The sequence below is a fragment of the Klenkia brasiliensis genome, assembly GCF_900100695.1.
Taxonomy (GTDB): Bacteria; Actinomycetota; Actinomycetes; order Mycobacteriales; family Geodermatophilaceae; genus Klenkia; species Klenkia brasiliensis.
The window spans coordinates 153936-175222 of record NZ_FNCF01000001.1 but is presented as its reverse complement, the minus strand read 5'-3'; the positions used below and the strand labels follow the sequence as shown (position 1 = coordinate 175222).

The 21287-nt window shown below is 74.0% G+C and carries 22 protein-coding genes; 18 read left to right on the top strand and 4 right to left on the bottom strand.

Going from position 1 to position 21287, the window contains the following annotated elements; all coding sequences use genetic code 11:
* The first annotated feature begins 24 nt into the window (after positions 1-24).
* The 5 genes from ilvA (at position 25) to BLT39_RS00915 (ending at position 6289) form a co-directional block, all read left to right on the top strand.
* Complete coding sequence (ilvA, locus tag BLT39_RS00935) at positions 25-1248, top strand: threonine ammonia-lyase (protein ID WP_091057194.1); 1224 nt, start codon at positions 25-27, stop codon at positions 1246-1248.
* Positions 1249-1272: 24 nt separating this feature from the next.
* Entirely contained in the window at positions 1273-2250 is a 978-nt protein-coding gene (locus BLT39_RS00930; RefSeq protein ID WP_091057190.1) for an SDR family NAD(P)-dependent oxidoreductase, read from the top strand.
* 127 nt (positions 2251-2377) lie between these two features.
* Entirely contained in the window at positions 2378-3352 is a 975-nt protein-coding gene (locus BLT39_RS00925) for an ATP-binding cassette domain-containing protein (RefSeq protein WP_091059102.1), read from the top strand.
* Positions 3349-4158, top strand: coding sequence for an ABC transporter permease (locus BLT39_RS00920; protein ID WP_091057187.1), 810 nt, complete (start codon positions 3349-3351; stop codon positions 4156-4158). Before BLT39_RS00925 ends, BLT39_RS00920 begins: the two co-directional genes overlap by 4 nt.
* Positions 4159-4216: 58 nt before the next feature.
* A complete protein-coding gene (locus BLT39_RS00915; protein WP_091057182.1) occupies positions 4217-6289 on the top strand; it encodes a M3 family metallopeptidase in 2073 nt (690 codons plus the stop codon).
* A gap of 1 nt (position 6290) precedes the next feature.
* On the opposite strand, the gene BLT39_RS00910 is transcribed toward BLT39_RS00915, so the two are convergent.
* Both BLT39_RS00910 and greA read right to left on the bottom strand, forming a co-directional pair.
* Positions 6291-6653: an RNHCP domain-containing protein gene (locus tag BLT39_RS00910; protein WP_091059099.1), complete on the bottom strand. Its 363-nt coding sequence runs from the start codon at positions 6651-6653 to the stop codon at positions 6291-6293.
* Between the two features lie 8 nt (positions 6654-6661).
* A complete protein-coding gene (gene greA / locus BLT39_RS00905) occupies positions 6662-7165 on the bottom strand; it encodes a transcription elongation factor GreA (RefSeq protein ID WP_242658061.1) in 504 nt (167 codons plus the stop codon).
* A gap of 142 nt (positions 7166-7307) precedes the next feature.
* Here greA and mca point away from each other — a divergent pair, with 142 nt between their 5' ends.
* From mca to BLT39_RS00880, 5 genes are all read left to right on the top strand, one after another.
* Positions 7308-8216 carry a mycothiol conjugate amidase Mca gene (mca, locus tag BLT39_RS00900; protein ID WP_165640087.1) on the top strand — a complete coding sequence of 303 codons (909 nt, stop codon included), beginning with the start codon at positions 7308-7310 and terminating at the stop codon, positions 8214-8216.
* Entirely contained in the window at positions 8213-8533 is a 321-nt protein-coding gene (locus BLT39_RS00895) for a hypothetical protein (protein ID WP_091057178.1), read from the top strand. The genes mca and BLT39_RS00895 overlap by 4 nt, the downstream gene beginning before the upstream one ends.
* A gap of 34 nt (positions 8534-8567) precedes the next feature.
* On the top strand, positions 8568-9098 hold the full coding sequence (locus BLT39_RS00890) for a phosphate-starvation-inducible PsiE family protein (protein WP_091057174.1): 531 nt from the start codon (positions 8568-8570) through the stop codon (positions 9096-9098).
* An 83-nt stretch (positions 9099-9181) separates the two neighbouring features.
* Positions 9182-9835, top strand: a complete 654-nt coding sequence (locus tag BLT39_RS00885; RefSeq protein ID WP_242658060.1) for a hypothetical protein — start codon at positions 9182-9184, stop codon at positions 9833-9835.
* Positions 9836-9904: 69 nt separating this feature from the next.
* Positions 9905-11149 carry a geranylgeranyl reductase family protein gene (locus BLT39_RS00880; RefSeq protein WP_091057169.1) on the top strand — a complete coding sequence of 415 codons (1245 nt, stop codon included), beginning with the start codon at positions 9905-9907 and terminating at the stop codon, positions 11147-11149.
* 21 nt (positions 11150-11170) lie between these two features.
* On the opposite strand, the gene katG is transcribed toward BLT39_RS00880, so the two are convergent.
* Positions 11171-13414 (bottom strand): catalase/peroxidase HPI, encoded by a 2244-nt coding sequence (gene katG, locus BLT39_RS00875; RefSeq protein WP_091057165.1) that lies wholly within the window; start codon positions 13412-13414, stop codon positions 11171-11173.
* A 168-nt stretch (positions 13415-13582) separates the two neighbouring features.
* Here katG and BLT39_RS00870 point away from each other — a divergent pair, with 168 nt between their 5' ends.
* Together BLT39_RS00870 and BLT39_RS00865 are read left to right on the top strand one after the other, a co-directional pair.
* Entirely contained in the window at positions 13583-13915 is a 333-nt protein-coding gene (locus BLT39_RS00870) for a PadR family transcriptional regulator (protein ID WP_091057162.1), read from the top strand.
* Entirely contained in the window at positions 13912-14841 is a 930-nt protein-coding gene (locus tag BLT39_RS00865; protein ID WP_091057158.1) for an HAAS signaling domain-containing protein, read from the top strand. Before BLT39_RS00870 ends, BLT39_RS00865 begins: the two co-directional genes overlap by 4 nt.
* Here BLT39_RS00865 and trhA read toward each other — a convergent pair.
* Entirely contained in the window at positions 14838-15665 is an 828-nt protein-coding gene (gene trhA / locus BLT39_RS00860) for a PAQR family membrane homeostasis protein TrhA (RefSeq protein ID WP_091057155.1), read from the bottom strand. The genes BLT39_RS00865 and trhA overlap by 4 nt on opposite strands.
* A gap of 128 nt (positions 15666-15793) precedes the next feature.
* On the opposite strand from trhA, the gene BLT39_RS00855 reads away from it, so the two are divergent.
* The 6 genes from BLT39_RS00855 to BLT39_RS00835 all read left to right on the top strand — a co-directional run bounded on the left by BLT39_RS00855 (position 15794) and on the right by BLT39_RS00835 (position 21268).
* Complete coding sequence (locus BLT39_RS00855; RefSeq protein WP_091057151.1) at positions 15794-16573, top strand: isoprenyl transferase; 780 nt, start codon at positions 15794-15796, stop codon at positions 16571-16573.
* A gap of 37 nt (positions 16574-16610) precedes the next feature.
* On the top strand, positions 16611-17825 hold the full coding sequence (locus BLT39_RS00850; RefSeq protein ID WP_091057149.1) for a DUF885 domain-containing protein: 1215 nt from the start codon (positions 16611-16613) through the stop codon (positions 17823-17825).
* The gene (locus BLT39_RS22160) at positions 17822-17998 is read left to right on the top strand and encodes a hypothetical protein (RefSeq protein WP_165640086.1); all 177 of its coding nucleotides are present in this window, start codon (positions 17822-17824) and stop codon (positions 17996-17998) included. Before BLT39_RS00850 ends, BLT39_RS22160 begins: the two co-directional genes overlap by 4 nt.
* Before the next feature lie 10 nt (positions 17999-18008).
* The gene (locus BLT39_RS00845; RefSeq protein WP_091057146.1) at positions 18009-19001 is read left to right on the top strand and encodes an ATP-binding cassette domain-containing protein; all 993 of its coding nucleotides are present in this window, start codon (positions 18009-18011) and stop codon (positions 18999-19001) included.
* Positions 18998-19756 (top strand): ABC transporter permease, encoded by a 759-nt coding sequence (locus BLT39_RS00840; RefSeq protein WP_091057141.1) that lies wholly within the window; start codon positions 18998-19000, stop codon positions 19754-19756. Before BLT39_RS00845 ends, BLT39_RS00840 begins: the two co-directional genes overlap by 4 nt.
* 216 nt (positions 19757-19972) lie before the next feature.
* Positions 19973-21268 (top strand): RNA 5'-3' helicase PhoH2, encoded by a 1296-nt coding sequence (locus BLT39_RS00835; RefSeq protein ID WP_091057138.1) that lies wholly within the window; start codon positions 19973-19975, stop codon positions 21266-21268.
* Positions 21269-21287 lie beyond the last annotated feature (19 nt).

The following is a 21287-nucleotide window of genomic DNA, read 5'->3' as shown; positions in this document are numbered from 1 at the left end:
GGGACGGGCTGCCAGGATCGGGGGGTGAGCGAACCCGCCGTCCCCCTCGTCACCGGCGCCGAGGTCGAGGCCGCCGCCGCCCTGCTGTCCGGGGTCGTGCGGCGCACGCCGCTGGAGCACTCCCGCGCGCTGGCCGAGCGGGTGGGCGGCCCGGTGTGGCTCAAGTGCGAGAACCTGCAGCGCACCGGGTCGTTCAAGATCCGCGGCGCCTACACCCGGATCGCCCGGCTGACCGACGGGGAGCGGGCCGGCGGGGTCGTGGCCGCCAGCGCGGGCAACCACGCGCAGGGCGTCGCGCTGGCCGCCCGCGAGCTGGGCGCGGCGGCCACCGTCTTCATGCCCGAGACCGCGCCGCTGCCCAAGCTCGCCGCCACCCGCGGCTACGGCGCGACGGTGCACCAGCTCGGCGACTCCCTCACCGAGCCGCTGGTGGCCGCCCGGGAGTTCGCCGACCGCACCGGGTCGGTCTTCATCCACCCCTTCGACCACCCGGACGTGATCGCCGGGCAGGGCACGGTCGGCCTCGAGGTGCTCGACCAGTGCCCCGATGTGGCCACCGTCGTGGTGTGCACCGGCGGCGGGGGGCTGGTCGCCGGCATCGCCGCGGCGGTCAAGGCGCGCCGGCCCGACGTCCGCGTGGTCGCCGTGCAGGCGGAGATGGCGGCGGCGTTCCCCGCCTCGCTGGCCGCCGGCGTCCCGGTGCCGCTGGCGATGATGGCGACCATGGCCGACGGCATCGCCGTCGCGGCACCCGGTGACCTGACGCTGGCGCACGTGGCCGGGCTGGTCGACGAGGTCCGCACCGTCTCCGAGGACGAGCTGTCCCGGGCGCTGCTGTTCTGCCTGGAGCGCGCCAAGCTCGTCGTCGAGCCGGCCGGGGTCGCCGCGGTCGCCGCCGTGCTCGCCGACCCCGGGGCCTTCCCCGCCCCGGTGGTGGCCGTGGTGTCCGGCGGCAACATCGACCCGGTGCTGATGCTCAAGGTGGTCCAGCACGGCATGTCCGCCGCCGGCCGCTACCTGTCGCTGCGGGTCCGGGTGCCCGACCGGCCGGGGTCGCTGGCCGGGTTGCTGCGGGAGCTGGCCGCGGTGTCGGCCAACGTGCTGTCCGTCGAGCACGAGCGGACGACGGCGCAGCTGGACCTGGGCGAGGTGGAGATCGCCGTGGTGCTGGAGACCCGGGGTCCCGACCACGCCCAGGAGGTGCAGGCGGCGCTGGTGCGGGTCGGGTACGCGGTCACCGCGAGCTGACGACGGCGGGCGGACACTGGTCCCGTGACGAGTCGGCAGGCGCCCATCGGGACCCCGTTCACCGCTGCCTCCACCGTCGAGGACGTGCTGCGCGGCGTGGACCTCGCCGGCCGGCAGGTGGTGGTCACCGGCGGGCACAGCCGGCTCGGGCGCGAGATCACCCGTGGTCTGGCCGCCGCCGGCGCGGACGTGGTGGTGGCGGCGCGCGACCCCGCGCGGGCGACGGCGGTGGTGGGGGGCCTGCCGCGCGTGGCCGTGGAGCAGCTGGACCTCGTCGACCCCGTGTCGGTCGACGGGTTCGCCGAGCGGCGGACCGCCTCGGGCCGTCCGCTGCACGCCCTCGTGAACTGCGCCGCGGTCCTCGCGTCCGGGCAGCTGCAGCGGGACGCGCGGGGCCACGAGGTCCAGTTCGCCACCACCCACCTGGGTCACTTCCAGCTCACCCGGGCGCTGCTGCCCGCGCTGACCGCGGCCGGCGGTGCCCGGGTGGTGACGGTGACCTCGGGCGCCGCCCGGCTGGGCGGCATCCGCTGGGACGACCTGGACTTCTCGACCGGGTACGACCCGCTGGCGGCCTACGCCCAGTCCAAGCGGGCGAACGTGCTGTTCACCGTCGAGCTCGACCGGCGCTGCGCCGACCGCGGGATCCGCGCCCTCGCCGCCCACCCGGGTGTGGTCATCGGCCCCGGTCCCTTCCCGCCCGGCCGGCTGGCCGACTACCGCGCGCAGGGCCTCGTCGACGCCGACGGGGTCACCGTGGTCGACCCGGCCGCCGGCAAGAAGACGGTGCCGCAGGGGGCCGCCACGCCGGTGTTCGGTGCGGTCAGCCCGTTGCTCGAGGGTGTGGGCGGGGTCTACCTGAAGGACTGCGACGTCGCCGTCGTGGACGACCGCGACGTGCCGCTGACCGCCGACAGCATCCCGTCGGACGCGAGCTCGGCGATGCTCGACCCCGACGACGCCCGCCGGCTCTGGGAGCTCAGCGAGCAGCTGCTCCGCTGAGCCCCCGACCCCGCGATGAGTTCTGCGGCCGCCGGCGGTCCTCACCCCGACCCCGACGAGCGGGGACCGGACAGGTGGGAGCGGACGTGCAGCAGTTCTGTCGGTGGGTGGCCCTACGGTGCCGGCCATGAGCGACGCCGTGGTGGTCGAGGGGCTGGTCAAGAAGTTCGGTGACTTCACCGCTCTGCGCGGTGTGGACCTCACCGTCGCCCGCGGCACGGTGCTCGGGCTGCTGGGCCCCAACGGCGCGGGGAAGACCACGGTGGTCCGCATCCTGTCCACGCTGCTGCGGCCCGACGGCGGCCGGGCCGAGATCACCGGCCTCGACGTCGTCACCCAGGCCGACCAGGTGCGCTCGGTCATCGGGCTGACCGGGCAGTACGCCGCGGTCGACGAGTACCTCACCGGCGAGGAGAACCTCGAGATGGTGGGGCGCCTGTACCGGCTCGGGAAGAAGGAGTCCCGCGCCCGCGCCGGCCAGCTCCTCGAGCGGTTCGACCTCACCGACGCCGCCCGGCGGCCGGCCAAGACCTACTCCGGTGGCATGCGCCGGCGGCTGGACATCGCCGCCTCGCTGATCGCGCGCCCGCAGGTGCTCTTCCTCGACGAGCCCACCACCGGCCTGGACCCCCGCAGCCGGCTGGGCATGTGGGAGTTCATCGCCGACCTGGTCAGCGACGGCACCACCATCCTGCTGACCACGCAGTACCTGGAGGAGGCCGACCGGCTGGCCGACCGGATGGTCGTCATCGACCGCGGCAGCGTCATCGCCCGCGGCACCGCCGACGAGCTGAAGGCCCAGGTCGGCGGCGAGCGGCTCGAGCTCACCGTCGGCTCGGTGGAGGGCCTGGGCCGGGCGGTCGAGCTGCTGCGGCCGCTGGCCGTGGACGACCCGCAGCGCGACGAGCAGACCCGCCGGCTCACCCTCCCGGTCAAGGGTGGCGCGGCCACCCTGGCCGAGGCGCTGCGGCTGCTCGAGGGCAGCGGTGTCGAGCTGCTCGACGTCGGCCTGCGCCGCCCCGACCTCGACGACGTCTTCCTCACCCTCACCGGCCACTCGGCCGACGACGCCGACCCCGCCACCGAGGAGCAGGCCCGATGAGCGCGCTGTCCCACACGCTGTCCGACAGCGTGGTCATCACCCGCCGCAACCTGATCAAGGTCAAGCGGGTGCCCGACCTCATCGTGTTCGCGACCCTGTCGCCGATCATGTTCGTGCTGCTGTTCCGCTACGTGTTCGGCGGGGCGATCGCGGGCCTGCCCGACGGCGTCAGCTACGCGGAGTTCCTGCTGCCGGGGATCTTCGCGCAGACGGTGGTGTTCGGGTCCACCACCACGGGCGCGAGCATCGCCGAGGACCTGCAGAAGGGGCTGGTCGACAGGTTCCGGTCGCTGCCGATGTCGCGGTCGGCGGTGCTCATCGGCCGCACGGTGGCCGACCTCGGCCTCAACGCCATCTCCATCCTCGTGATGGCGCTGACCGGGCTGGTCGTGGGCTGGCGCATCACCAGCTCCCCGCTCGAGGCGGCCGCCGGGTTCCTCGTCCTGCTGGTCTTCGCCTTCGCCGTCAGCTGGATGATGGCGCTGGTGGGGCTGCTGGTGCGCACGCCAGAGGTGGTCAACAACGCCAGCTTCATCGTGATCTTCCCGTTGACGTTCGTGGCCAACACGTTCGTGCCGCTGGAGACCTTCCCGTCGGTGCTGCGCACCTTCGCCGAGTGGAACCCGGTGTCGTCGGTCGTGCAGGCTGCCCGTGAGCTTTTCGGCAACCAGCCGGCCAGCGCCCCGGTGCCCGACGCGTGGTCCCTGCAGCACCCCGCGCTCTACACCCTCATCTGGGCCGCGGTCATCCTCGCGGTCTTCGTGCCGCTGGCCGTGCGGGCCTACCTGCGCACCGCCACCCGCTGAGCGACCGGGCCCCGCCCGCCGGGCGGGGCCCGGGGCGGCAGGCGGAGACTGGACGGCGATGAGCACGCCCGCGGCCGAGCCCGCCCCCACCGCCCTGTCCGCCGACAACCCGCTGGCCGAGGTCTCCGCGCTGCCGCACCGGCTCCCGCCGTTCACCGACCTCACCCTGGAGCACTGCCGCGAGGCGCTGCTGGTCGGCATGGCGCAGCAGCGGGCCGAGGTGGCGGCGATCGCCGGCAGCGCGGAGCCCGCGACCTTCGACAACACGGTCGTGGCCCTGGAGCGTTCGGGGGCGCTGCTGCGCCGGGCCCAGGCGGTGTTCTACGCACTGTCCTCGTCGAACTCCTCCGACCGGCTGCGCGAGATCGAGCGTGAGGTAGCCCCGCTGTCCGCGGCCCACGCCGACGCGCTGCGCCTGGACCCGCAGCTGTTCGCCCGCATCGACGCGGTGCACGACCAGGTGCAGGCCGGTGGCCACGGCCTGGACCCCGAGGCGGTGCGGCTGGTCGAGCGCTACCACCTGGACTTCGTGCTCTCCGGTGCCCGCCTGGACGAGGCCGGCCGTGACCAGCTCAAGGAGCTCAACCAGCAGCTGTCCCGGTTGTCGACCACGTTCGGGCAGAACCTGGTGGTCGCCACCGAGGCCGCGGCGGTCCTGGTCACCGACCGTGCGCAGCTGGCCGGCCTCTCCGCCGCCGAGGTCGAGGCCGCCGGCGTCGCGGCCACCGAGCGCGGCCGCGAGGGCTACCTGCTCACCCTGGTGCTGCCCTCCGGCCAGCCGGCCCTGGCCAAGCTGCACGACCGCGAGCTGCGGCGCCGGCTGCACGAGGCGTCGGTGACGCGCGCGTCGGCCGGCGAGCACGACAACGGCCCGGTCGCCGCGGAGATCGCCCACGTGCGGGCCGTCCGCGCCCGGCTGCTCGGCTTCGACACCCACGCCGACCTGGTCGCCGCGGACCAGACCGCCCGCACGTCGGCGGCGGTGGACGAGCTGCTGGGCACCCTGGTCGCCCCCGCCGTGCGCAACGCCCGCGCGGAGGGCGAGGTGCTCGCCGAGCTGGCCGCGGCCGACGGGGTCGAGCTGGCCGCCTGGGACTGGGCCTACTACAGCGAGCAGGTCCGGCGGGACCGGTACGCCGTCGACACCACCGCGCTGCGGCCCTTCTTCGAGCTGGACCGGGTGCTGGTCGACGGCGTCTTCCACGCCGCCCGGCTGCTCTACGGCTACACCTTCACCCCGCGGCCGGACCTGCCCGGCTACCACCCCGACGTCCGGGTGTGGGAGGTGTCCGACGCCGCCGGTGCCCCGGTCGGCCTCTACCTCGGCGACTTCTTCGCCCGCGACGGCAAGCGCGGCGGGGCGTGGATGAGCTCCTTCGTCTCCCAGTCGCGGCTGCTGGGCACCACGCCGGTGGTCTTCAACGTCATGAACGTGACCCGGGCGGCGGCCGGGCAGCCCACCCTGCTGACCCTGGACGAGGTCACCACGCTCTTCCACGAGTTCGGCCACACCCTGCACGGGCTGTCCTCGTCGGTGACCTACCCGCGCTTCTCCGGCACCAGCGTGCCGCGCGACTTCGTGGAGTTCCCCAGCCAGGTCAACGAGATGTGGGCGCTGTGGCCCGAGGTGCTCGACCACTACGCCCGGCACACCGACAGCGGTGAGCCGCTGGCCCGTGAGGTGGTGGCCGCCATCGAGGCCGCGGCGCTGTGGGGCGAGGGGCACGGCACCCTGGAGTACCTGGCCGCGACGCTGCTGGACCAGGCCTGGCACCGGATCGGCCCCGACACCGTGGTCGAGGACCCGCAGGCGTTCGAGGCGGCGGCGCTGGAGGCGGCCGGGGTGGCCTCCGAGCTGGTCCCGCCGCGGTACCGGACGACGTACTTCCAGCACGTCTTCTCCGGCGGGTACGCCGCGGGCTACTACTCCTACATCTGGTCCGAGGTGCTCGACGCCGACACGGTGGAGTGGTTCAAGGCCAACGGCGGGCTCACCCGGGCCAACGGCGACGCCTTCCGCGACAAGCTGCTCTCCCGCGGCGGCTCGGTCGACCCCATCGGCGCCTTCCGCGACGTCGTCGGCCACGACCCCGACCCGGCCCCGCTGCTGGCCCGTCGCGGTCTGGGCTGACCTAGAGCCAGGGCAGCGACAGCACCAGGTCCAGGTCGTCGGGGGACTCGCCGTCGCGGACGAGGCGGTTGGGCTGGCGGTGGCCGCAGGCGGTGCAGCGGTGCACCACCTGCCAGCCCTTCCCCGACTTCTCGACCAGGCCGATCGGCTCCATGGCCTGCCGGCAGGTCGAGGCGCGGTCGCCGGGCTTGACGTCCACGTGCAGCGACCAGAGGCAGTACGGGCAGTGGTTGCGGTAGTGCCCGTCGGTGTTGGCGGGCACGGTGCGCGCGCAGTGCACGCAGGCGAAGGTCGTGTTCTCCCGGGCACGCGAACGGGCCCGGGAGCCGAAGCCCCCGGGCCCGCCGGTGTCGTGCTCGCTCAGCGTCTGCTTCAGGGCACGAAGGGCTCGACGGCCAGCACCTTGACGGTGATGTCCTTGCCGTTGGGTGCGGTGTAGGTGACCGAGCTGCCGGGCTTGGCGCCCATGATGGCCGAGCCCAGCGCGGACTCGGGGGAGTACACCGACAGCTCGGTGGTGCCGGCGATCTCGCGCGAGCCCAGCAGGAACTTCTCGGTGTCGTCCTCGTCGCCGTCGAAGGCGATCGTGATGACGGTGCCGAGGGCGGCGTCGGTGGCGGTCTTGGGCGGCTCGCCGACCCGGGCCTTGCGCAGCAGGTCGGTGAGCTGGCGGATGCGGCCCTCCTGCTTGCCCTGCTCGTCCTTGGCCGCGTGGTAGCCGCCGTTCTCCTTGAGGTCGCCCTCCTCGCGGCGGGCGTTGATCTCCGCGGCCATGGCGGGCCGCCCGGCGACCAGCTCGTCGAGCTCGGCCTTCAACCGGTCGTGGGCCTCCTGGGTCAGCCAGACGCCCTGGTCCTGCTCGTCGGTCGTGGACACGATCACGGCTCCTACAACTCAAGAGCCGCCCCCCTGACGGGGAGCGGCTGCGGTCGAACGGACAAGCTAACACCCCGCTGTGGCCCAGCGCACCTGCAGCGGGACCCGGGGGCGGCGCCGCGCCCCCCGCGCGGGTGGGACCATGGACCGCGTGACCCACGCCGACCAGCTGCGCCTGCTCGCGGTGCACGCCCACCCCGACGACGAGTCCAGCAAGGGTGCGGCCACCATGGCCAAGTACGTGCACGAGGGCGTCGACGTCCTGGTGGCCACCTGCACCGGGGGCGAGCGCGGGTCGGTGCTCAACCCCGCGATGGACCGCCCCGACGTCCTCGAGCGGCTGCCGGAGATCCGCGCGCAGGAGATGGCCGCGGCCCGGGAGATCCTCGGTGTCGGCCAGGAGTGGCTGGGCTTCGTCGACTCGGGTCTGCCGGAGGGCGACCCGCTGCCGCCGCTGCCCGGGGGTTGCTTCGCGCTGGTGCCCACCGAGGAGGCCGCGGCGCCGCTGGTCGCGCTGATCCGCCGGTTCCGCCCGCAGGTGATGACCACCTACGACGAGCGCGGCGGCTACCCGCACCCCGACCACATCAAGACCCACGAGATCTCGGTGCACGCCTTCGAGGCCGCCGCCGACCCCGACCGCTACCCCGACCTCGGGGAGCCGTGGCAGGTCAGCAAGCTGTACTACAACATGAGCTTCACGCTGCCCCGCACCAAGGCGATCCACGAGGCGATGCTGGCCGCCGGCCTCGACTCGCCCTACGCCGAGATGCTCGAGACGTGGGACCCGGCCAAGGACATCTCCCACCGGGTGACCACCCGGGTGCCGTGCGGGGAGTACTTCGGCATCCGCGACCGGGCCCTGATCGCCCACGCCACGCAGATCGACCCGACCGGCCGGTGGTTCTCCACCCCGATGGACATGCAGCAGCGGGTCTGGCCGACCGAGGACTTCGAGCTGGCCCGCTCGACGGTCGACAGCCCGACGCCCGAGGACGACCTGTTCGCCGGGATCCGCAGCCGCGCCGACCACGAGGTGGGGGTCCGTTGAACACCGGTCTGCTGATCCTGGCCGCCGACCAGCAGCTGCCCGAGGACGTCGGCAAGTCCGGTCCGCTCGGCCTGCTGCTGACCGTCGTCCTGCTGGTGGCCGTGCTGCTGCTGGGCCGGTCGATGGGCAAGCACCTCAAGCGGCTGCCGCGCAGCTTCGAGCCCGAGCAGCCCTCGGTCGTCGTCCCCGACGACGCGTCGGAGCTGTTCGAGCCGCGGCCGGGCGAGGAGCTGCTGGACACCCTGCGACGGCAGCCGCTGGCCATCGAGCCGCCCCGCCGCACCGACCCGGACGAGGGGTCCACCCCCGCGTCCTGAGGCGCAGGTCACGGCGAGACCGCATGATCACGCCGTGGCCGACCGACGCAGCGACCGACCAGCCGACGACCAGCACCCGCCCGGCTTCGGCCGGGTGGGCACCCGGGTGCTCGAGCTGGCCGAGAACGTCGTCTACGCGGGGATCGCGCTGTTCCTCGTGGTCACCGCGCTGGTGCTGCTCGCGCTCGCCGGCAAGAGCACCTGGGCGCTGCTCACCGACTTCACCGAGACCCCGGTGCTGGAGCTGCTCGACGTCCTGCTGCTGGTGTTCATCGTGGTCGAGCTGCTGTTCGCCGTCCGCACCACGGTGGAGAAGCGCGAGCTGATCGCCGAGCCGTTCCTGCTGGTCGGGATCATCGCCTCGATCAAGGAGATCGTGGTGCTCAGCGTCGAGGCCGCCAGCGCCGTGGGCACCGGCGGCTTCACCGACCGCATCGTGGAGATCGGCGTGCTCGGCGTGCTGGTCCTGCTGCTCGGCATCACCTCCCTGCTGCTGCGGCGCAAGGAGCGCGAGCCCGACGAGGGCGAGAACCAGCCGGCCGACCCGGAGACGATTGCGCGATGATTGTGGTTCTCACTTGATTACGTGATTACAGTGATGCACAGCAGGACCCGATCCGCGGGCCCTCCGTAGGACAGGAGAGCGCCATGCGTCCCCCCTTCACCCCCCATCCCCACCACCGCGGCGGTCCCTTCGCCGACGCCTTCGCCGGCGGCGGCCGGGGCTTCCCCGGCCGCGGCGGCGGACGTGGCCGCGGTCCCGGCGGTCCCGGCCGCGGGCGCGGCGCCGACGCCCCGCCGCCGGTCGACCGCGCCGAGGTCGCCGGCTGGTTCGCCGGCCGCCTGCCCGACGCCTGGACGGCGGTCGCCCCCGACCTGACCGTCGACCGCGACGAGATCACCGTCGTGGTCACCGTCCCCGCGCCGGACGGCACCGAGGACGCCGCCGCGGCGGCCGCGGGTCGCATCGCCCGCTTCCGCGAGGACACCCGCGCCCAGCGGGTCGAGATCGCCGCGGCGGCGCAGGACCGCTTCGGCCGGACCGTCTCCTGGGGTGCCACCTGCGGCGACGTCACCGAGCTGTTCACCACGGTGTCGGCGCCGGTGATGACCCGGCTGCGGCAGAGCGAGCGGCTGGTGCTCGACACCCTCGTCGACGCCGGCGTGGCCCGGTCCCGCAGCGACGCGCTGGTCTGGTCGGTGCGGCTGGTCGGCCAGCACGCCGACGAGTGGTTGACCCAGCTGCGGGCGGCCATGGCCTCGGTCGAGGAGGTCCGCGCCCAGGGTCCGCAGCTGGGCTGAGCGGTGCGCGGGCCGGGGTGGTCCCTCGCCGCGGCCCGCGCTTCGGCGCCCACCAGGGACACTGGGTGGGTGAGCAGCACCGACAGCACCGACGTCCTGGTCGTGGGCGCGGGTCCCGCCGGTTCCGCCGCGGCCGCCTGGGCCGCCCGGGCCGGGCACGACGTCGTCCTCGCCGACGCCGCCACGTTCCCCCGCGACAAGACCTGCGGCGACGGCCTCACCCCGCGCGCGGTCGCCGAGCTCGACCAGCTCGGACTGGGGGAGTGGGTGCGCTCGCACGGCACCAACCGGGGCCTGCGCGCCGCCGGCTTCGGCCAGGAGCTGCTGCTGCCCTGGCCCGGCGGGTCGTTGCCCGACCGGGGCAGCGCCGTCCCGCGGACCGAGCTGGACGCCCGCATCCGGCAGGTCGCCCTCGACGACGGCGCCGTCGGCATGGAGGACGCCCGCGCGGTCGACGTCGAGCGCGACGGCGACCGGGTGTCCGCGGTCCGGTTCGCCGACGGCCGCACGGTCTCCTGCCGCCGGTTGGTGGTCGCCGACGGCGTCCGCTCGCCGCTGGGCCGGGTGCTGGGCCGGGAGTGGCACCGCGAGACCGCCTACGGCGTGGCCGCGCGCGGCTACGTGGCCAGCGGCCGCAGCGACGACCCGTGGATCTCCAGCCACCTCGAGCTGCGCGGCACCGAGGGCGAGCTGCTGTCCGGCTACGGCTGGGTCTTCCCGCTGTCCGACGGCGAGGTCAACATCGGCGTCGGCACCCTGGCCACCGCCAAGCGTCCCGCCGGGGTGCAGCTCAAGCCGCTGCTGCAGTACTACGCCGACAGCCGGCGGGAGGAGTGGCAGCTGACCGGGCAGGTGCGGGCCCCGGCGTCGGCGCTGCTGCCCATGGGCGGGGCGGTGTCCGGCGTCGCCGGGCGGAACTGGGCGCTGGTCGGCGACGCGGCCGGCTGCGTCAACCCGCTCAACGGCGAGGGCATCGACTACGGCATGGAGACCGGCCGCACCCTGGCCGGGCTGCTCGACGAGCCCGACTGGACGCTGGCGTGGCCGGCCACCCTGCGCCGGCACTACGGCGAGGCGTTCTCCATCGCCCGCCGGCTGGCCGGGCTGCTCACCGTGCCCCGGCTGCTGCCCGCGGCCGGGCCGGTCGGCATGCGCTCGCGTGCGCTGATGACCGTCGCGCTGCGGGTCATGGGCAACCTGGTCACCGACGAGGACCGGGACGTCGTCGCCCGGGCGTGGCGGGCCGCCGGGCGGCTCAGCGTGCGCCTGGACGGCCGGCCGCCGTTCGCGGCGGCCGACCTGCGCGCCGGGTGACCCCGGCGCGCAGGTCGGGTCTCAGCCGGCCTTGACGTCGTAGCGGTCGGCCATCATCACCTTGTCCCAGACCGCCACGAAGTCCCGCACGAAGCGGGCCCCGCCGTCGGCGGACCCGTAGACCTCGGCGACCGCGCGCAGCTGCGCGTTCGCGCCGAACACCAGGTCGTCGCGGGTGGCCTCGTGGCGCTGCTCGCCGGACTCCCGGTCCTCCAGGCAGAACCGGGTGCCGGCCTCGTCGAGCTTGCGCCACTGCAGGCCGGGGTCGAGCACCGTGGTGAAGAAGTCGGTCGACAGCGTCCCGACCCGGTCGGTGAACGTGCCCGTGCCGTCGTGGTTGCAGCCCAGCGCACGCAGCCCGCCGGTCAGCGCCACCCACTCCGGCGCGGTCAGCCCGAGCAGGTCGGCCTTGTCCAGGAACAGCTGCTCGGGCGAGACCGGGGTGACCTCGGTCAGGTCGGCCTGGGTGTAGTTGCGGAACCCGTCGGACAGCGGCGCCAACCACTCGAACGTGGGGACGTCGGTCTGCTCCTGCGTGGCGTCGACGCGCCCGCCGGTGAACGGCACGTCGACCTCGTGGCCGGCCGCGCGCGCGGCGTCCTCGACGGCCACGCAGCCGGCCAGCACGATCGTGTCGGCCAGGCTCGCCCCGCCCTGCTCGGCCACCCCGCGCAGCGCCTGGACCACGGGCACGGTGCGGCGGTTGACCAGCCAGTCCTTCTGCGGGGCCAACGCCAGGCGCGCCCCGTTGGCCCCGCCGCGCTTGTCGCTGTCGCGGTAGGTGACGGCCGAGGAGAACGCGGTGTAGGCCAGGTCCGACGCGGACAGCCCGGTGCCCCGGATCGCCTCCTTCAGCCGCGCGGTGCCGGCGGCGTCCAGCGGCTGGTGGGTGGGCTCGGGCAGCGGGTCCTGCCAGGGCAGGTCCTCGGCCGGCACCTCCGACCCGAGGTAGCGCGCCTTGGGGCCCATGTCGCGGTGGGTGAGCTTGTACCAGGCCTTGGAGAAGGCGAGGGTGAACGCGTCGAAGTCGCCGAGGAACCGCTCGCAGATCTCCCGGTAGACCGGGTCGACCTTCAGCGCGATGTCGCTGGTCATCATCATCAGCGGGTGCTCGACGCCCTCGCGGTGCGCGTCGGGCGTGCGCGGGGCCGCGGGGTCGACCGGCGTCCACTGCAGGGCGCCGGCGGGGGAGCGGGTCTGCTCCCACTCGAACCGGAAGAGGTTCTCCAGGTAGTCGTTGTCCCAGGTGGTGGGGTTCGGCGTCCAGGACCCCTCGATGCCGTTGGTCATCGTGTCGGCGCCGTGGCCGGCGCCCTCGGGGTTGTGCCAGCCCAGGCCCATGGCCTCCATCGGGGCGTTCTCCGGCGGGGGGCCGATCCGGTCGGCCGCCACCGCGCCGTGGCTCTTGCCGAAGGCGTGCCCGCCGGCGATGAGGGCGACGGTCTCCTCGTCATCCATCGCCATCCGGCCGAAGGTGATGCGGATGTCGACCGCGGAGGCGGCCGGGTCGCCGTTGGCCTCCGGGCCCTCCGGGTTGACGTAGATCAGCGCCTGGTGGGAGGCGGCCAGCGGCTGCTGCAGCTGGTAGTCGGCGTCCCCGGGCTTGCCGGTCCAGCGCTGGTCGCGGCTGACCATGTCGTCGTAGGAGCTCGGCGCGGTCATGTCGATGTGCTCGGGGCCCCAGTAGGTGGCGTCGTCGGCCTCCCAGGCGTCGCGGCGCCCGCCGGCGAAGCCGTAGGTCGGGAAGCCCATGATCTCCAGCGCGCAGTTGCCGGTGAGCACCATGAGGTCGGCCCAGGAGATCGCCGAGCCGTACTTCTGCTTGATCGGCCACAGCAGGCGGCGCGACTTGTCGGTGTTGCCGTTGTCCCACCAGCTGCTGATCGGGGCGAAGCGCTGCATGGCCTGCCCGGCGCCGCCGCGGCCGTCGGCGATGCGGTAGGTGCCGGCCGAGTGCCAGGCCATCCGGATCATCTGCGGGCCGTAGTTGCCGTAGTCCGACGGCCACCAGGACACCGAGGTGGTGAGGAACTGCTTGATCTCGTCCTTCAGCGCCGGCAGGTCGATCGTCGCGAACGCCTGCGCGTAGTCCTCGTCGGACAGCGGGTTCGCGGCCTGGCCGTCGCGGTGCAGCTGCTCCACCCGCAACCGGTGCGGGTACCAGTCCGACAGGGTGGGCGAGGAGCCCTGCGCCCCGCCCAGGGTGTCGCCGCCGAACGGGCACTTCCCGGCCAGGACGTCGTCGTAGTCCTTGTACTGCGTCATGGGTTGCCCTCTCCTCGAGCGCCGCGGAGTCCCGCGGTCCGTCTCGATCGTCGGGGTTGTGCCGGGGTCCCGCGACGGGACGGACCCGTCTCGACACGCCGGTAGTGCTGCGTGCGGGCTACTCCGCGATGTGCAGTACCGTGCAGCGCACACACAGGAGGAGGGCGGATGGACACCACGCAACTGCTCAAGGGCGTGCTGGACCTCGCGGTGCTGGCCGTGCTGGACGGCGAGGACGGCTACGGCTACGACGTCGTCCGCCGGTTGCGGGCCGCGGGTCTGGAGGACGTCGGCGACGCCTCGGTCTACGGCACCCTGCGCCGGCTGTACGCCGCCGGGCACCTGACCTCCTACGTGGTGCCCTCGGTCGAGGGCCCGCACCGCAAGTACTACGGCCTCAACGCCTCCGGGCGGGCCGAGCTCACCACCTCGACCAAGACCTGGACGGGGTTCGCGGACACGATGGCGGCGCTGCTCGCCGGGGAGCAGGTGGCGGCATGAGCGCTCCGACGACGTCGACCGACCCGGAGGTCGCGGCCTACGCCCGGCAGGTCCGCGAGGCCCTCGCCGACGTGCCCGCTGCCCGGCTGGAGGAGCTGCTGGAGGACCTCGAGGAGCACCTGGTCGAGGTGGCCTCGGAGACACCCGGGCCGCTGCACGAGCGGCTGGGCTCGCCCGCGGACTACGCCGCGGAGCTGCGCCGGGCCGCGGGGCTCCCCGAGCCCGCGGCGGTGGCCGGGCAGGGCCGGCGCGGCGTCCGGGAGCGGGTGCAGGAGCGGTGGGGCGACCACGCGGCCGTCGTCGCCGTCCGGGACTTCCTGCCCGAGCTGCGGCCCGCCTGGTGGGTGATCCGCGGCTGGGCCGCCGTGGCCGCGGTCGAGGCCGTCTTCCTGGGGCAGGTCGGTGTCCCGCTGCCCACCCTCGGCCTGGGCCCGGTCGGCTGGGTCGTCACCGGGGCGGCGATCGCCTGGTCGGTGCGGACGGGCCTGCGGGCCCGGGCGGCCGGGGCGCCGCTGACCCACGCGAGCGGTTTCCTCAACGTCGGGCTGGCGTTGTGCGCGGTGGTGGCGGTCATCGGTGTGGCGAGCCAGCGCACGAGCACGGAGTACTACCCGGCGGAGGTGTCCTACGACTCCGGGCCGACCACGCTGACCCACGAGGACGGCACCCCGATCACCAACATCGTCCCGTACGGCCCCGACGGCACCCCGCTGACCGGTGTGCTGCTCTACGACCAGGACGGCCGCCCGATCGACAACCTGTCGGACTGGACCGGCGACGGCACGGTCGTCGAGCCGCAGGTCTCGGTGCCCGCGCAGCCGGCCAACGCCTACCCGCAGGCGCAGGTGGTCACCGGCTACGACGAGTACGGCAACGAGGTCGACGAGGTGTTCCCGGCGCCGGCCACCGCCGCGCCGACGCCCTAGACGAAGGGCGAGTTGTAGATCGCGAAGTACACCGCGGTGTAGTGGCAGGCGGCGGCCACGATGGTCATCGCGTGGAACACCTCGTGGTAGCCGAACACGCCGGGCACGGGGTTGGGCCGCTTGGTCGCGTAGGCGACCGCGCCGACGGAGTAGAGCAGTCCGCCGGCGGCCAGCAGCACCATCGCGGTCACCCCGGCCAGCTGGAGGATGTCGACCAGCACGAACACCGCGACCCAGCCCAGCGCCAGGTAGATGGGCACACCCAGCCAGCGGGGTGCGGTGGGCCAGGCCATCTTCAGCGCGACCCCGGCCAGCGCCCCGGCCCACACGATGCCGAAGATCCACCAGTTGGTCGGGTAGGGCACCGACAGCGCCGCGAAGGGCGTGTAGGTGCCCGCGATGAACAGGAAGATCATCGAGTGGTCGAGCCGCTTCATCAGCTTCCAGCCGCGCGGTGACCACCGGCGCCGGTGGTAGGCGGCGGAGATGCCGAACAGGCCGAGGATGGTCAGGCAGTAGACCGACACCGGCAGCCCGGCGCGCAGCCCGCCCTCGACCCAGGCCAGCGGGATGAGCACCGCACCGGCGACCACCGCGCCGAAGCTGGCGAACAGGTGCAGCCAGCCGCGCAGCCGCGGGCGGGTGTCGGGGTGGTCGAAGTCGGGGTCGTGGTAGTCGGCCACGGTCCAGTCGTCGGTCCGGACGGCACCGACCTGCTCGCCCTCCGCGCGGACGGCGGCCTGTGCCTCGCCGACCGGGGCCTGCAGGACGGTCCCGTCCGAGGACACCTGGACGGTCTCCGACGGGCGGCTCGGGACGCTCATGGGCCGAGGCTACGACCGGCCCGGGGCCGCCGACACCCGGTGCGGCTGTGAGGCTCCTGGGGACGGTGTGAGGTCGCTCGCCGTCCGGTCTGCCGCGGATGCACATGCGGCACCTAGGGTGACCGGACGTGGGGGCACGCGAGCAGCTGCGCGAGGTGCTGACGTCGCTGTACGAGCGCCGTCTGGTCGCCCGACTCGACCGCGCCGCCGTACCCCGGCACGTCGGGGTGATCGTCGACGGCAACCGGCGCTGGGCGCGGGCCACCGGCCTGGACGACGTCAACGACGGCCACCGCCGCGGCGCCGACAAGATCGCCGACTTCCTGGGCTGGTGCGACGACTCCGGCGTCGAGGTCGTCACGCTGTTCCTGCTGTCCACCGACAACCTCGCGCGGCCCGAGCCGGAGCTGACCCCGCTGCTGCGCATCATCGAGGGCGTGGCGGCCGACCTGGCCGGTCCCGAGCGCCGGTGGCAGCTCAACGCCGTCGGCGCGCTGGGGCTGCTGCCGGCCGAGACCGCCGCGGTGCTCAAGCAGGCCGAAGAGGACACCCGCGGTCGCGCAGGGGCCACGGTCAACCTGGCCGTCGGCTACGGCGGGCGCCGGGAGATCGCCGACGCCGTCCGCTCGCTGCTGGCCCACCACGCCGAGCGCGGCACGTCGCTGCCCGAGCTGGTCGAGGTCCTCGACGTCGAGCACATCGCCGAGCACCTCTACACCCGCGGCCAGCCCGACCCCGACCTGGTGATCCGCACCAGCGGCGAGCAGCGGTTGTCGGGGTTCCTGCTCTGGCAGACCGCGCACTCGGAGTTCTACTTCACCGACGTCTACTGGCCGGAGTTCCGCCGGGTGGACTTCCTGCGGGCGCTGCGCGACTACGCCGCCCGCCAGCGCCGCTTCGGCGGCTGACCGCGCGGGCCGGACGGCGGCTGGGAGACTGGCCGCCATGGTCAACGGCGCGGTCGACGTCCCCCTGGAGTACGTGCGGCTGGGGCTGCGGTTCGACCGGCTCGAGGAGGGCTTCGTCGACGCCTACACCGGCGACCGGCGCATCCGGGCCGCGGTGGCCGACGAGCCCGCCCCCACGCCCGAGAAGCTGCGCGACCAGGCCCGCGGGCTGCTGCGCGAGCTGGACTCCACCGACCTGCCGCACCCGCGGGTGGCCCACCTGCGCGGCCAGCTGACCGCCCTGGAGTGCACGGCCCGGAAGATGGCCGGTGAGCCGGTCGGTTTCCGCGACGAGGTGCGGGCCTACTTCCAGGTCGACGTGTCCCTCGGCGACGAGGCGACCTACGCCGCGGCGCACGCCGCGCTGGAGGAGCTGCTGCCCGGGTCGGGCACGCTGGCCGAGCGGTACGCCCAGCACCGCCGCCGCGAGGAGTGCCCGCCGGCGAAGCTGGAGGAGGCGGTGCACGCCCTGTCCAGTGCGCTGCGCGACCGGGTCCGCAGCGCGTACGGCCTGCCCGACGTCGAGACCGTCGCCTACGAGGTGGTCACGGACAAGCCGTGGTCGGGCTTCAACTACTACGCCGGCGACTACCGCTCCCGGGTGGCGATCAACGCCGACCTGCCGCACCGCACCAGCCAACTGCCGCACCTGGTCGCGCACGAGTCCTACCCCGGCCACCACACCGAGCACTGCCGCAAGGAGATGGGCCTGGTCGAGCGCGACCACCACCTCGAGCACACCGTCTTCCTGGTCAACACCCCCGAGTGCCTGATGGCCGAGGGCCTGGCCGACCTCGGCCTGGAGGCCGCGGTCGGCGACGGCTGGGGCCCGTGGGCGGCCGAGGTGCTCGCCGACCTCGGCCTGCGGCTGGACGGCGAGCTGGCCGAGCGGGTGGCGGCCGCGGCGGCCCCGCTGAACCGGGTCCGGCAGGACGCCGCGATCATGCTGCACGACCAGGGCGCCTCCGCCGACGACGTCGCGGCCCACCTGCAGCGCTGGTCCCTGGTCAGCCACGACCGCGCGGTGCAGCAGCTGCGCTTCCTCACCCACCCGCTCTGGCGGGCCTACATCACCACCTACGTCGAGGGCTACGACCTGCTGGCCGGCTGGCTGGCGGCCCGGCCGGCCGACCAGCCGGTGGCCGACCGCTTCCTCCGGCTGCTCGACGAGCCGCTGACGCCGGCCCGGGTCGCCGAGGAGACCCGGGCGTGAGGCGCACGCCCGCGGAGAAGCGGGCGCTGGGCCTGTGGAGCGCGGTGTGCCTGCTGGTCTTCCTCGTCGTGCTGCTGCTGTGGGTGGGCGACCTGGCGCTGCAGTGGCCGGTCCTGCTGGTGCCCGTCCTGTGGGCTGCAATTGCGCTACGGCGTCGGGGCGGATCGTCCTAGGCTGCCCGGCGTGATCCACGCCCGCGGGTTGTCCCGCACGTTCCGCAAGAAGCGAGGCCGGCAGACCACCGAGGTCCTCGCCGTCGCCGGGGTCGACCTCGACGTCGAGGCCGGCGAGATCGTCGGCTTCCTCGGCCCGAACGGGGCCGGCAAGACCACCACCATGCGCATGCTCACCACGCTGCTGGCCCCCACCGCGGGGACGGCGACCGTGGCCGGTTGCGACCTGCTCACCGACCCGGTCGGCGTGCGGCGCCGGATCGGCTACGTGTCCCAGGCCGGGTCGACCGCACCGGAGAACCGGGCGGGGGAGGAGCTGGTCAGCCACGCCCGGCTCTACGGCGTGGGCACCGCCGAGGCCACCGAGCGCGGCAAGCAGCTGTTCGCCGAGCTGGACCTCGACGGCCTGTGGGAGCGCCAGCCCAAGGCCATGTCCGGTGGCCAGCGCCGCCGGCTGGACATCGCGATGGGCCTGGTGCACGTCCCCGGCCTGGTCTTCCTCGACGAGCCCACCACGGGGCTGGACCCGCAGGCCCGGGCCAACCTCTGGCAGCACATCGAGGGCCTGCGCAGCGAGCGCGGCACGACGGTCTTCCTGACCACGCACTACCTCGACGAGGCCGACGCCCTCTGCGACCGGGTGCTGGTCATCGACAAGGGCACGATCGTCGCCTCCGGGACGCCGGACGAGCTGAAGAGCTCCGTCGGGGGCGACCTGCTCACCCTCACCTCGCCGCGGGCGGCCGAGGTCGCCGGCCGGGTGGCCGGGCTGCCCGGCGCGGAGGCGCCCACCGTGGACGGCGACCGGGTCACCTGCCGGGTCCCGGCCGGCGGGGCCGCGCTGGTCACCCTGCTGCGCGACCTGGACGCCGCCGGGATCGAGGTCGACGGCGTGGAGAGCCGCCGGCCCAGCCTGGACGACGTCTTCCTGACCGTCACCGGCCGCTCCCTGCGCGACGGCGAGCACCAGCCGGACACCGAGACCGAGGGGGCGTCGGCGTGAGCACGCTGGTCCGCGACACCGGGACCGTCTTCGTCCGGGCGATGCGCACCTCGCTGCGCAACCCGGCCTGGCTGGTCATCAGCCTCATGCAGCCGGTGCTCTACATCGTGCTGTTCGGCCCGCTGCTGGAGCCGATCGCCGGTCAGCTGGGCGGCGCCAACGCCTACCAGGTCTTCGTGCCGGGCATCCTCGTGCAGCTCGGGCTCTTCGGCACCGCCTTCGTGGGGTTCAGCCTCATCGCCGAGTACCGCGCGGGGGTGATCGAGAGCCAGCGGGTCTCGCCGGCGCCCCGGGCGGCGCTGCTGCTGGGCCGGGTGCTGCGCGACGTGCTGGTGCTCGCCGTCCAGGGCGTGGTGCTGGTGCTGGTCGCCGTCCCCTTCGGCCTGGACGCCTCCGTCGGCGGGGTGGCGTTGACCATCGCGCTGGTCGCCGTCCTCGGCGGGTCGCTGGCGGCGGTGTCCTACGCGCTGGCGCTGACGCTCAAGAGCGAGGACGCCTTCGCCCCGCTGCTCAACGTGGTGCTGTTCCCCGTCCTGCTGCTGTCGGGGATCCTGCTGCCGATGACGCTGGCGCCGGGGTGGCTGCAGACGGTGTCCGACGTCGTCCCGTTCAAGCACATCGTGGACGGTGCCCGGGCGCTGTTCGCCGGTGACTTCGGGTCGTCGGACGTCGGCTGGGGCGTGCTGTTCACCGTCGTCCTGGCGGCGCTGGGGGCCTGGTACGGGACCTCGCAGTTCCGCAAGGAGTCCGGCTGACCCGACACGCCCGGGTGAGACGAGGGCCGGAAGTCACGCACTGGACACCTTCTGCGCTTAACGTCGTCGGTGTCAGGGGAGCCCGCCTCCCCGGACACGGGAGGCCCGGTTGGTCCGCTGCTCGCAGTCGAACCAGGGGGCCGGTTCCCGGCCCCTGAGCCGGGACCCGGTCACCTTCGATGCGTGGCGCGCCCTGCGCCTCCTGGGAGTCGACCCATGAGCACCCGCCGCACGTTCGTCCTCGACACCTCCGTCCTGCTCTCCGACCCGGGCGCCCTGGCCCGTTTCGGGGACCACGACGTCGTCGTCCCGCTCGTCGTCATCGGGGAGCTGGAGGAGAAGCGGCACCACCCCGAGCTCGGGTGGTTCGCCCGCCAGACCCTCCGCATGCTCGACGACCTGCGGGTGCAGCACGGCCGGCTCGACGCCCCGGTCCCGGTGGGCGAGGACGGCGGCACGCTGCACGTCGAGCTGAACCACTCCGACTCCTCGGTGCTGCCGGCCGGGTTCCGCAACGACAGCAACGACAGCCGGATCATGGTCGTCGCGCTGAACCTGCGGGCCGAGGGCCGCGACGTCTGCCTGGTCACCAAGGACGTGCCGCTGCGGGTCAAGGCCGCGGCGGTGGGTCTGGAGACCGACGAGTACCGCGGTCTGGGCGCGGTCGACCAGGGCTGGACGGGGATGGCCGAGCTGTCGCTGTCCGACGAGGAGATCTCCGGGCTCTACGACACCGGGACGGCGTTCCTGCCGGCCGCGGCCGAGCTGCCCACGCACACCGGGCTGGTGCTGCTGTCCTCCCGCGGCTCGGCGCTGGGGCGGGTGACGGCCGACAAGCACGTCAAGCTGGTGCGGGGGGACCGCGAGGCGTTCGGCCTGCACGGCCGGTCGGCCGAGCAGCGGATCGCGCTGGACCTGCTGCTGGACCCCGAGGTCGGCATCGTCTCGATGGGCGGGCGGGCCGGCACGGGCAAGTCGGCGCTGGCGCTGTGCGCGGGCCTGGAGTCGGTGATGGAGCGCCGGGCGCACAAGAAGGTGGTCATCTTCCGGCCGCTGTACGCCGTCGGCGGCCAGGAGCTGGGCTACCTGCCCGGGTCCGAGGGCGAGAAGATGGCGCCCTGGGCGCAGGCGGTGTTCGACACCCTCGGCGCCCTGGTCAGCAGCGAGGTGGTCACCGAGGTGCTCGCCCGCGGGCTGATCGAGGTGCTTCCGCTCACCCACATCCGCGGCCGTTCCCTGCACGACTCGTTCGTCGTCGTGGACGAGGCGCAGTCGCTGGAGCGCGGCGTGCTGCTGACCGTGCTCTCCCGGCTGGGCACCAACTCCCGGGTCGTGCTCACCCACGACGTCGCGCAGCGGGACAACCTGCGGGTCGGCCGGCACGACGGCGTCACCGCCGTCATCGAGGCGCTCAAGGGCCACCCGCTGTTCGCCCACATCACGCTGACCCGCTCGGAGCGCTCGCCGATCGCCGCGCTGGTCACCGAGATGCTGGAGGACATCCCGCTCTGAGGTCCGGCCGGACCCGCCG

Bases quoted from the DNA above. Each gene is read 5' to 3' on its own strand.
- BLT39_RS00865 (WP_091057158.1), top strand. From the start codon at position 13,912: ATGAGCGCTCCGACGACGTCGACCGACCCGGAGGTCGCGGCCTACGCC.
- BLT39_RS00870 (WP_091057162.1), top strand. From the start codon at position 13,583: ATGGACACCACGCAACTGCTCAAGGGCGTGCTGGACCTCGCGGTGCTG.
- trhA (WP_091057155.1), bottom strand. From the start codon at position 15,665: ATGAGCGTCCCGAGCCGCCCGTCGGAGACCGTCCAGGTGTCCTCGGAC.
- BLT39_RS00835 (WP_091057138.1), top strand. From the start codon at position 19,973: ATGAGCACCCGCCGCACGTTCGTCCTCGACACCTCCGTCCTGCTCTCC.
- BLT39_RS00925 (WP_091059102.1), top strand. From the start codon at position 2,378: ATGAGCGACGCCGTGGTGGTCGAGGGGCTGGTCAAGAAGTTCGGTGAC.
- BLT39_RS00850 (WP_091057149.1), top strand. From the start codon at position 16,611: ATGGTCAACGGCGCGGTCGACGTCCCCCTGGAGTACGTGCGGCTGGGG.
- BLT39_RS00885 (WP_242658060.1), top strand. From the start codon at position 9,182: ATGCGTCCCCCCTTCACCCCCCATCCCCACCACCGCGGCGGTCCCTTC.
- katG (WP_091057165.1), bottom strand. From the start codon at position 13,414: ATGACGCAGTACAAGGACTACGACGACGTCCTGGCCGGGAAGTGCCCG.
- BLT39_RS00920 (WP_091057187.1), top strand. From the start codon at position 3,349: ATGAGCGCGCTGTCCCACACGCTGTCCGACAGCGTGGTCATCACCCGC.
- BLT39_RS00915 (WP_091057182.1), top strand. From the start codon at position 4,217: ATGAGCACGCCCGCGGCCGAGCCCGCCCCCACCGCCCTGTCCGCCGAC.
- mca (WP_165640087.1), top strand. From the start codon at position 7,308: ATGGACCGCGTGACCCACGCCGACCAGCTGCGCCTGCTCGCGGTGCAC.